This window comes from Thiomonas sp. TH-17 (assembly GCF_057473305.1).
The window spans coordinates 1-10,516 of sequence record NZ_JBYCKI010000262.1; the positions used below are offsets into that span (position 1 = coordinate 1).

The 10,516-nt window shown below is 65.4% G+C and carries 10 protein-coding genes; 3 read left to right on the top strand and 7 right to left on the bottom strand.

Annotation, left to right across the window (positions count from 1 at the left end; all coding sequences use genetic code 11):
* Together AC2VLV_RS15135 and AC2VLV_RS15140 are read right to left on the bottom strand one after the other, a co-directional pair.
* A partial coding sequence (locus AC2VLV_RS15135; RefSeq protein ID WP_486990771.1) for a fatty acid desaturase occupies positions 1–845 on the bottom strand: 845 nt, incomplete at its 3' end.
* 2 nt (positions 846–847) lie between these two features.
* Entirely contained in the window at positions 848–2,671 is a 1,824-nt protein-coding gene (locus AC2VLV_RS15140) for a GGDEF domain-containing protein (RefSeq protein WP_486990772.1), read from the bottom strand.
* Positions 2,672–2,869: 198 nt separating this feature from the next.
* On the opposite strand from AC2VLV_RS15140, the gene wrbA reads away from it, so the two are divergent.
* Positions 2,870–3,472 (top strand): NAD(P)H:quinone oxidoreductase, encoded by a 603-nt coding sequence (gene wrbA / locus AC2VLV_RS15145; protein WP_486990773.1) that lies wholly within the window; start codon positions 2,870–2,872, stop codon positions 3,470–3,472.
* Complete coding sequence (locus AC2VLV_RS15150; RefSeq protein ID WP_486990774.1) at positions 3,472–3,750, top strand: YkgJ family cysteine cluster protein; 279 nt, start codon at positions 3,472–3,474, stop codon at positions 3,748–3,750. Before wrbA ends, AC2VLV_RS15150 begins: the two co-directional genes overlap by 1 nt.
* 32 nt (positions 3,751–3,782) lie before the next feature.
* On the opposite strand, the gene AC2VLV_RS15155 is transcribed toward AC2VLV_RS15150, so the two are convergent.
* From AC2VLV_RS15155 to AC2VLV_RS15170, 4 genes are all read right to left on the bottom strand, one after another.
* On the bottom strand, positions 3,783–4,772 hold the full coding sequence (locus AC2VLV_RS15155; protein WP_486990780.1) for a potassium channel beta subunit family protein: 990 nt from the start codon (positions 4,770–4,772) through the stop codon (positions 3,783–3,785).
* 89 nt (positions 4,773–4,861) lie between these two features.
* Positions 4,862–5,164 (bottom strand): FeoC-like transcriptional regulator, encoded by a 303-nt coding sequence (locus AC2VLV_RS15160; RefSeq protein WP_486990775.1) that lies wholly within the window; start codon positions 5,162–5,164, stop codon positions 4,862–4,864.
* Entirely contained in the window at positions 5,161–7,512 is a 2,352-nt protein-coding gene (gene feoB / locus AC2VLV_RS15165; protein ID WP_486990776.1) for a Fe(2+) transporter permease subunit FeoB, read from the bottom strand. Before feoB ends, AC2VLV_RS15160 begins: the two co-directional genes overlap by 4 nt.
* Positions 7,509–7,799, bottom strand: coding sequence for a FeoA family protein (locus AC2VLV_RS15170; RefSeq protein WP_486990777.1), 291 nt, complete (start codon positions 7,797–7,799; stop codon positions 7,509–7,511). The genes feoB and AC2VLV_RS15170 overlap by 4 nt, the downstream gene beginning before the upstream one ends.
* A gap of 212 nt (positions 7,800–8,011) precedes the next feature.
* Between AC2VLV_RS15170 and AC2VLV_RS15175 the strand changes: the two genes are divergently transcribed.
* On the top strand, positions 8,012–8,716 hold the full coding sequence (locus AC2VLV_RS15175; RefSeq protein ID WP_486990778.1) for a fumarylacetoacetate hydrolase family protein: 705 nt from the start codon (positions 8,012–8,014) through the stop codon (positions 8,714–8,716).
* Positions 8,717–8,749: 33 nt separating this feature from the next.
* On the opposite strand, the gene polA is transcribed toward AC2VLV_RS15175, so the two are convergent.
* A partial coding sequence (polA, locus tag AC2VLV_RS15180) for a DNA polymerase I (RefSeq protein WP_486990779.1) occupies positions 8,750–10,516 on the bottom strand: 1,767 nt, incomplete at its 5' end.

A 10,516-nucleotide genomic window follows, 5' to 3' on the forward strand; every position in this document is an offset into this window, starting at 1 on the left:
GGCAGTGCGCTCCAGGGCAGCGCCGGGTGGCGGTGATGGGTGGCGTGATAGGTGAAGTGCAGAATCAGCGCCGAGGCCCAGCGCGGCAGATCGAGCTGGCGCGCCTGGCGCACATCATCGCCGGGGGCGTGCAGTGGGGTCGCATAGTGATAGGCGTTGTCAGTGATCGAGATCAGCAGCCCCCGGCCCAGCAGCGCCAGCAGCAGCATCCAGGCGTGCGCGCCGTAGAGCCAGACGCTGCAGGCCATCAGCGCCAGTGACGCCAGGCTGTCCAGACGCATGGCGCGCAGAGCATCGGGCTTGAGCAGTTGGCGTTCCAGACTCTGCGCAAGCGAAGGCAGGCCGGGCTCGGCGGGCAGGCGCTGCGCCAGCCGCAGCAGCCAGGCCGGCGGCAACCACACCAGCAGCAGCGCGGCGACCTCGCTGGCATACAGGCCGATGAGCAGTTGCGGGTAGTAGCGCCAGGCGGCCGCGCCGCGCGTGGTCAAGGCCGGATCGAACACTTCGCTGCGGTCGATGGCAGTGCGGTTGAATTGATGGTGCTTGAGATGCCCGAAACGCAGCACCGCAAACGGCGCTGGAAAGCCGATGGCCAGCAGGCGCGCAAGCGCGTCGTTCAGGCGCCGGTCAGGAAGCAGCACGGCGTGGATGCCTTCGTGCAGCAAAGACCAGTATGAAGTGGTCGCCAGCACCACGATCAGCAGGCTCCAGCCCAGTGCAGGCAGCGCGGGCAGCAGCAGCGGCAGAACGATCCACAGCCAGCCCGACATCGCCAGCGCCAGGGCCGCGAGCAACAGATTGAGCCGCGCCGGAATGCCGCGAGGGTCGGTGGCCGCGCGGCTCATGCTCACCTCAAGTCGGGCGGCGTCTGCGGGCCGATCTGTGGGCCATAGTGCCGCCGGTCGATAAACACCCGGTCGTGAGCCTGCGCCTTGGCCACTTTTTTCAGCTCGACCAGCAGGGCTGAGACTTCGCGGTGCGATTCCACCTGCCCCGAGGCCAAAGCCAGCACACCGACGGACAGGGTGGGAAAGCCGAAACGCTGCGTTTCGCCCCGACGGTTGGCGGCCTCGTATCCGCCGCGCTCACGCAGACTGGCGTCGAAGAAGCGCGGCATCTCGGCGGCGAATTCCTGCGGAATGGCCTGCAGACGCTCAACGGCATCCGGCTCGGCGCTTACCACGATGAAATCATCTCCGCCGATGTGGCCGACAAAATCGCCCGGCCGCCCAAAGCGCGCCCGCAGCAGATCGGCCAGCAGCAGGATGACCTCGTCGCCCAGCAGGTAGCCAAACACATCGTTGAACGGCTTGAAGTGGTCGATATCGCCATAGGCCGCCACGAAAGACTGCCCCGAAGCCAGCAGACGGTCGATCTGTTCGTTGATGGGCACATTGCCCGGCAGCAGCGTCAGCGGGTTGGCATAGCGCGCGGTCTGGATCTGGAATTCGTTGACCAGCCGCAGCAGATCGCCCACCAGCAGCAGGCCGCGATAGTCGCCCTGCTCGGTGACCAGCACGCCCTCGGTGGCGTGGCGAAAGCTGGCATCGGCGATCAACTGGCTGGCCTGGTGCAGACTGCTGCTCACATCGAGCTTGAGCACGTCGGCGCTCATCACCTGCGCGCAGGGCTTGTTGCCCAGCAGATCGCGCACATGCGGTCGCCAGAGCCGGTCGGCCAGCACATAGCGGTTGAGTATGCCCAGGGCGCGCCCACTCGCATCGACCACGGGAATCGACAGCAGATCGGGCTGGGCGTCGAAGCGGCGCAACACCTCTTCCAGCCGTACCTGCGGCTGGACCGGAGCGATCGGGCGCGCCAGACCGAGCGCCGACTGTTCCACGCTGCCGCGCGAAGCCAGCGCATACAACTCGGGTTGAGCCGCTTCGATCAAACCTCTTTGCGCCGGGCCCATTTCGCGCGACGGCGAGGCAGACGGCCGCTCCAGGACGAAACCCTGCGCGAGCTGCACACCGATTTCGCGCAGCACGCGCAGATCGCGGGCCGACTCCACGCCCTCGGCCACGACCCAGGAACGGCTGGCCTCGGCCATGAGCAACATCGAGCGCACGAACGCCGCCTTGATCGCATCATCAGCCAGCCCGGCGCAGAACGCCCGGTCGATCTTGAGATAGCGCGGATGCAGGCGCTGCCAGGCCTCGAAGCGGCCGAAGCCCCGCCCCATGTCGTCCAGCGCCAGCGCAAAGCCGAGGCGGTGCAGATGTTCGGCCTGCTCCATGCCCACGCCGTCTTTCAGCAGATCATCGCTTTCCAGCAACTCGAACACGATGCGCGACGGCGGCAAGCCCAGTCTTTGCAACAGATCGAGCGCTGCCGAGCTGCCCAGCCAGCCCGAATCGAGCAAGGTCTGCGTGACGTTGATGAACAACTGCCCCGGCAAATTCAGACGGGCGAAGGTCTCTAAACTTGTGCGCACGCACAGGGCATCGAGCTCATACAGGCGCCCGTTCTCCCGCGCGGTCTGAAACAGCGCATCCGGTCGCTCCAGCGGCGAGCCCTGCGGCCCGCGCGCCAGCGCCTCAAAGGCGTGAATCGAATGGCCCCGCAGATCGAACACCGGCTGAAACTCCACGCGCAGCTCGCCCTGCGAAAGCATCCGGTCGAGCAGGATGGCGAGATAGCCGATCTGGGGTTGTACGAGAGAAAGCATGGGGCGGAGTGCGGGAAAGATGCCCGGTTTTATCGCACCCACATCACAGTTTGATGACAGTCATGCCGATTTCATCTGACATGCCGCAGCACAAAGCCCTGCCCTGCAAAAACGAGACAACTCAACCACAATAGTCGGCACAGCGCCACTTTGGCCTGCTCCCTGATTCACCTGAAAACTATCTAAAGGACATCGAACATGGCAAAGATTCTTGTTTTGTATTACAGCACCTGGGGTCATGTGGAAACCATGGCGCACGCCGTGGCCGAAGGCGTGCGCAGCGTGCCGGGCTGCAGCGTGGACATCAAGCGTGTGCCCGAAACCATGCCGACGGAAACCGCTGCCGCCATCCATGCCAAGACCGAGCAGGCCGCGCCCATCGCCCAGCCCGCCGACCTGGCCGACTACGACGCCGTGATCTTCGGCACGCCCACCCGCTTCGGCAATATGTGCGGCCAGATGCGCAACTTCCTCGACCAGACCGGCGCGCTGTGGCAACAAGGCAAACTGGTCGGCAAGGTGGGCAGCGTGTTCGCCAGCACCGCGACCCAGCACGGCGGGCAGGAAACCACCCTCACTTCCTTCCATACCACCCTGTTCCATCACGGCATGATCGTGGTCGGCGTGCCCTACGCCTGTGCCGGCCTGACGAATATGGACGAGATTTCGGGCGGCACGCCCTACGGCGCCACCACCCTGAGCAAAGGTGACGGCAGCCGCCAGCCCAGCGCCAACGAACTCGACATCGCCCGCTACCAGGGCAAGCATGTCGCGGAAATCACCCAGAAGATGTTTGGTTGATGCCGCCAACCGCGGAATCCGGCCACGCCTGCCGCCCCGGCTGCGCGGCCTGCTGCATCGCGCCGTCGATCAGCAGCCCGATTCCCGGAATGCCGCAGGGCAAGCCAGCGGGAACGCCCTGCGTGCAACTCACCGCTGATCTGCGCTGCGCCATTTTCGGCAGACCCGAGCGTCCGGCCTGCTGCAGCGGACTGCAGCCCAGCGCCGAGATGTGCGGCGACGGCCGCGAGCAGGCGCTTCACTGGTTGGCCGCACTGGAGCGTGCGACGGCGCCCTGAAACCTTCGGGGCGCTTTGCATCAGCTGATCGATCAGCCCGCCAGCGGCGCGGAAATCGCATCCATCTGCGCCAGCACTTCTGGCGTGAGCTTGGGCAGCACACTTAAAGCGCCCAGGTTCTCCTGCAGTTGCGACAGCTTCGAAGCCCCCAGAATGACCGAGCTCACCCGCGGGTTGTGCGCCACCCAGGCCAGCGCCAGTTGTGCCACGCTGCAGTCGAGCTGCAGGGCGATGCCTTCGAGCTCGCCCACTGCGGCATTCTTTTGCGCGTCGAGCAGGCCGTCGCGCAGAAAGCTCACGTTCTGCATCGCGCCCCGGCTGCCTGCGGGCACCCCCTGGCGATATTTGCCCGTCAGCAGGCCAGACGCCAGGGGGCTCCAGGTCGTGAGCCCCAGGCCGATGTCGTCGTAGAGCCGGGCGTACTCCTGCTCGACCCGCTTGCGATGGAACAGGTGATATTGCGGTTGTTCCATCACCGGCTTGTGCAGATGGTGCCGCTCGGCAACCTCGTAGGCGGTGCGAATTTCGTCGGCGCTCCACTCGCTGGTGCCCCAATACAGCGCCTTGCCCTGCTCGATGACGTTGTGCAGCGCCCAGACGGTTTCTTCGATGGGGGTGTGCGGATCGGGGCGATGGCAGTAGATCAGGTCGATGAAATCCAGCCCCATGCGCTTGAGGCAACCATCGACCGCCTGCATCAGATACTTGCGGTTCAGGGTGTTGCGGCCATTGATGCGCGGCTTCTCGGCGGTGCCCGCGTCGAGCCCCCAGAAAAACTTGCTCGACACCACATAGTCGAGCCGGTGCCACTTGAGCTGGGCCAGCGCTTCACCCATCAGCCGCTCGCTCTGGCCGTTGGCATAGACCTCGGCATTGTCGAAAAAATTGATTCCCGCATCGCGCGCGGCGGCCATCATTTCGCGCACGCCCGAAGCATCAACCTGATTGTGAAACGTCACCCAGGAGCCGAGCGAAAACAGGCTGACCTGCAAGCCGCTGCGGCCAAGACGGCGATAAAGGATGGGGTTGTGCATGGCGTTCTTCTCCGAGAGGTAAAGAACGCTAGCTTAGGCCGCCCGGCAAAACCCTGTGCGTGCAAAACCGCCGTAGTTCAGGCAGAGCGCAGCATCATCACCGGGGCTTTTGTCGGGGATGCAGCGGCGGCCTGCAGACCGCGCCACTGGTAGAGCGCTGCCGCCGTTTTGCGGGTGCCGCATTGGCCACAACTCCCGCAGGAGCCGCTGCTACAGGTGCCGCCCTGCGCATCGATCTGCTCGACCAGCCCGCGCTGCACCCAGTGCGCCAGCATGTCTTCGGCAACGGGCGCAGAAACCTGCACGCAGGCCGCAATCTCGGCGGCGCTGGCAAGCTGCTTGTCACGCAGGCAATCGCGCACGGCGAACAGCGGGTTCATACCAAACTCTCCAGCCCCTGCGTTGCCACGCGGCGCTCGGTGCGGTCTCCGTATTGCCGCAGGCCCACCACCAGCAGCACAAAGGCGGCGACGCAAGCGGCCACCCACAGGGCGGACGATTGGGGATGCTGCGCAAACGTGCCGATCTGATAGATCACCGTGGCCGCGGCCCAGGCGATGCCTATGCCGTAAAGCACGGAAAACACCATCCAGCCCCAGCCCACCTCACGACGCAGCGCCCCCATGGTGCTGGCGCAGGGCACATACAGCAAGACGAACACCAGATAGGCGAAGGCCGACAGCGGGGTGAAGGCAGCGGCTAGCCCGGCGAGGGTTTCGTTGCTGGCGCCGCTGGCCTGCTCGGTCGCGTCGGTGGACTGCAGATCGTGCAGGCCCAGCGGATCGAGGAAGCTGCTGAAAAAGGCCACGGCGTTTTCGGGAATGGTCTTGGCAGCCTCCCACAACTTGGCGCCCACGTCAGGCTGCCGGTAAGCCTCCATCAAGTCGGAAGCCTGCTGCCGCTGATAAATGCCGTTGAGCGTGCCGATCACGATTTCCTTGGCGGCCGCGCCCGCCAGCAGGCCCGACACCGCGGGCCAATTCTCCCGGGTGATGCCCATGGGCTCGAACATCGGCGCAATGGCCTGGCTGCCCTGCGCGAGCAGGGAGTGATCGATGTCGGTCGCCTGCAGGCCTTTGGCCGTCCAGCCGATGCCGGGCAGGATGAACAACACCACTCCGATGACCACGATCACCTTGCCGACACGGAAGATGAACACTTTCAGCCGCTGCCAGGCCTGCAGCACCACGCTGCGCAGGCTGGGCAGGCGGTAGGGCGGCAGCTCCATGACAAAAGGCATGGGCTCGCCCCGGATGGCCGTCTTACCCAGCATCCACGCGGTCAGCAGCGCCACCACGATGCCCAGCACATACAGCAGAAACACCACCTGCCCGCCGGTGCTGCGGAAAAACACCACGGCGAACGCCATATAGATGGTCAGCCGCGCCGAGCACGACATGAAGGGCTGCATCAGCACCGTGAGCAGGCGACCGCGCGGGTCTTCGATGATGCGCGAGCCCATGATGGCCGGCACATTGCAGCCAAAGCCGATAACCATGGGCACCAGCGAGTTGCCGGGCAGGCCCATGCGCCGCATGAAGCGATCCATCGCATAGGCGGCGCGCGCCATATAGCCCGAGTCGTCGAGAAACGCGAGGAACAAAAAGGTGAGGCCGATGGGCGGGATGAACGAGATGACGAGGTTGAGCCCGCCGCCCACGCCGCCTGCGATCATGGACACCATCCAGTCGGGCAGCCCGGCCAGCAGCATCACATGCCCCACCCCGCCGATGAGCAGCGCCGATGAGGCCTGATCGAAAAAGTCGAGAAAAATATTGCCGCCGCTGAAGCTCACCACGAATACCAGATAGAGCACCAGCAGAAACACCGGCACGCCCAGCCATTCGTTGAGCACCACGCGGTCGAGCACATCGGTCACGCGGTGGCGCACGCCCATCTTGCCAGTGCGCTGCAAGGCGATGGCCGCAAGCTGGTGCGCCCAACCAAAACGGGTGGCCGCGACGAGATCGGCCACTTCTTCGCCAGCTTGGGCGAGCACCTGCGCCTGCGCCGCCGCCACGCGGGCCTGTACCTCGGCCGAGGGCGACACCACCAGCCCTTCGAGCAGCCGCAGCGCATCGAAGCGGCGCCGCGGTGATGAGGGCACGGCGAGTTGGGCGCCGACTTGGTCGATCGCCTGTTCGACCTCGGGCGGATAAGCCGGCATCAAGGCGTAGGGCTTTTGTTGCAGGGCGCCCCGAATGGTGTCGAGCAGTTCCGTGCGGCCACGGCCTTTTCGCGCCACCAGCGGCACCACGGGCACGCCGAGTTGCTTTGAGAGCGCATGCACTTGCGGCTCCAGCCCCAGCGCCTGCGCCTCGTCCACCATATTGAGCGCGATGATCAGCGGCTTGCCGGTTTCGAGCAGTTCGAAGGTCAGCGCCAGATGGCGTTCGAGATTGGAGGCATCGACGATGTTGACGACGAGATCCACCCGCTCATCGAGCAGGAAGTTGCGCGCCACACCCTGATCGGCGCCGCCGCCGCCCAGGAGGCTGTACACGCCCGGAAGATCGATCACCGACAGCTTCAGCCCCGCCGCTGAGGCCGTACCCCGGCGCTGCTCCACCGTGACGCCGGGCCAATTGCCCACATGCTGATGCGCCCCGGTGAGCAGGTTGAAAATCGTGGTCTTGCCGCAATTAGGGTTGCCCGCCAGAGCGATCACCGGCAGGCCGGAGTCTGCATCGGGGGAAACGGCGCAATCCGGATCGTGACAGGCGCTCATGCGGCAGCCTTCTGATGCGCCGCAGGCGCCGCGGCCGCCGAAGCCACGATAGGCATCACGCGGATTTTGTCGGTCACGCCCCGTCCCAGCGCGATGCGCGCACCGCCCACCTGCACCACCGTGCCCCGCGGCCCGGGGCCGTGCACCACGCGCAGCGGCACGCCACGGCGGATACCGAGCATGACCATGCGCTGCACCATGGCGCGCCCACCATCGAAATCGACAACCTGGGCGCTTTGCCCATAGGAAAGCTGTGCAAGGGATACCACTTCGGAGTCGGCGTGCATGATCTGACCTGAAAAGAAGCTGCTTTGTGGGGATGCGCAAATGATAATGTTTATCGTTACATATATCGTATGCGCGGTGGCTGATGAAGATCAAGACTTGCCCCCACGCGGGGTCGCCTCATCTGTAACAGTGCGTGAACCGGTGCGGAATCCGCCCCACTTTTCGTCTCGCCCTGCCTACACTCGACGAACAAACCAAGACCGAACCTGTCATGCACACCGCCTTTCCGCCCCACTCCCCCGCCCTGCTGCCTATCGTTGGCGGCGATCTCGCCTTTCCCGTTCGCCGCGTGTATTGCGTCGGGCGCAACTACGCGGCCCATGCGCGCGAAATGGGTTCAGATCCGAACCGTGAGCCGCCGTTTTTCTTCTGCAAACCCGGCGATGCCGATGCGGTGATTGCAATTGCCGCGGGGCAGACCGGGGACATCGCCTACCCGCCCGTCACGCAAGATCTGCATCACGAAATCGAGCTGGTCGTCGCCATTGGCACCGCGGGCCGGGACATTCCAGTGGAGCAGGCCGCCGCGCACATCTACGGCTACGCCGTCGGGCTCGATCTGACCCGCCGCGATCTGCAGGGGCAGATGAAGGCGCAGGGCCGGCCGTGGGAGATCGGCAAGGCCTTCGACCAATCCGCCCCCATCGGCCCGATCACGCCGCGCCAACCCGGCGCCGAGCTGAACACGGGTTCGATTGCGCTGACGGTCGATGGCGCCCTGCGTCAGCAAGGGCGGCTGGAGCAGATGATCTGGTCGGTAGATGAAACCATCGCCCGACTCTCGACCCTGTTCACCTTGAAACCCGGCGACCTGATTTTCACCGGCACGCCCGATGGCGTTGGCGCCATCACCCGCGGCCAGGTACTGCACGGCACGATTGACGGCCTGACGCCGCTGCAGGTGCGCATCGTCTGACCGCCCCAGACCTGCCGCGCTCAGTTGCCGCGCTCAGTGCGCCAGCTCCCAGTTGGCGCCCAGGCCCATTTCGGCCAGCAGCGGAACGTCGAGCTGGGCAACTCCTGCCATCAGGCGGGGAATGTGTTCGCGCACCCAGTGCGTCTCTTCCTCGGGCACTTCGAGCACCAACTCGTCGTGTACTTGCATCACCATCCGGCTGCGCAGTTTTTCGCGCGCGAGTGCGGCATCGACGGCGATCATCGCCATTTTGATGAGGTCGGCCGCGGTGCCCTGCATCGGCGCGTTGATGGCTGCGCGCTCGGCCGCGGCCCGGCGCGGCCCGCTGGCGTGGATGTCGGGCAGCCATAGTCGCCGCCCGAACACGGTTTCGACATAGCCCTGCTCCGCCGCCTGTTTGCGGGTGCGCTCCATATACGCCGCGACGCCCGGATAACGGGCGAAGTAACGGTCGATGTAAAGCTGGGCCGCGCTGCGTTCCAGGCCGAGGTTGCGCGCCAGGCCGAAGGCGCTCATGCCGTAGATCAGTCCGAAGTTGATGACCTTGGCCATGCGGCGCTGATCGCTGCTGACTTCCAGCGGCGTGACACCGAAAATCTCGGCCGCGGTGGCGCGGTGAATGTCTTCCCCTGCGGCGAAAGCGGCGAGCAGCCCAGCGTCTTGCGAGATGTGCGCCATGATGCGCAGCTCGATCTGCGAGTAGTCGCTCGACGCGATCAGCCAGCCCTTGGGCGCGACAAACGCCTCGCGGATGCGTCGCCCCTCGGCGGTGCGTACCGGAATGTTCTGCAGATTCGGATCGTTGGAGGCCAGCCGCCCGGTCACGGCCACGGCTTGCGCGTAATTGGTATGCACCCGGCCGGTGTCCGGGTTGATCATCTGCGGCAGCTTCTCGGTGTAGGTGCTCTTGAGTTTGGACAGGCTGCGGTGGTCGAGGATGACGCGCGGCAGCGGGTAATCTTCGGCCAGCTTTTCCAGCACTTCCTCGTCGGTGGACGGGGCGCCGGAGGCGGTTTTTTTCTGCACCGGCAGTTGCAGGCGATCGAACAGGATTTCGCCGATCTGCTTGGGACTGCCCAGATTGAAAGCGCCGCCGGCCAGCTCGAATGCCTGCGCTTCCAGGGTTTGCATCTTGGCGCCCAGCTCACCGCTCTGCGCTCGCAGCAGATCGCCGTCCACCAGCACGCCCGTGCGCTCGACGCGCTGAAGGATCTCGCTGACCTGCAACTCCAGCGCGTAGATGCGCGCCAGCCCCGCGTCGGCTTCGATACGCGGCCACAGCTTGCGATGCACTTGCAAGGTGAGGTCGGCATCTTCGCCGGAATAGCGCGTCGCCACATCGAGCGCCACCTGATCGAAGGTGATGGCCTTGGCGCCCTTGCCGCAGACCTGTTCGTAGCTCAGCGTGTCGTCCCGACCCAGGTGGCGGCTCACCAGACTGTCGAGGCTGTGCGGCTTGTGCGCTTCCAGCACATAGCTCTGCAGCAGGGTGTCGTGCGCATAGCCGCGAATCGTCACGCCGACGTTGGCAAACACGTGGCGGTCGTACTTGGCGTTCTGCCCTAGCTTGGGTTTGTCGGCGTTTTCCAGCCAGGGCCGCAGACGTTCGAGCACCTCGGCCATCGGCAGCTGCTCTGGCGCGCCGGGGTAGGCGTGGGCCAGCGGCAGATAGGCCGCTTCGCCGGGCGTGACGCTGAGCGAAATGCCGACCAGCCGTGCGCGCATCGGGTCGAGCGAGTCGGTTTCGGTGTCGATGGCGGTGAGCCCGGCCGCGTCGATGCGGGCCAGCCAGGCGTCGAA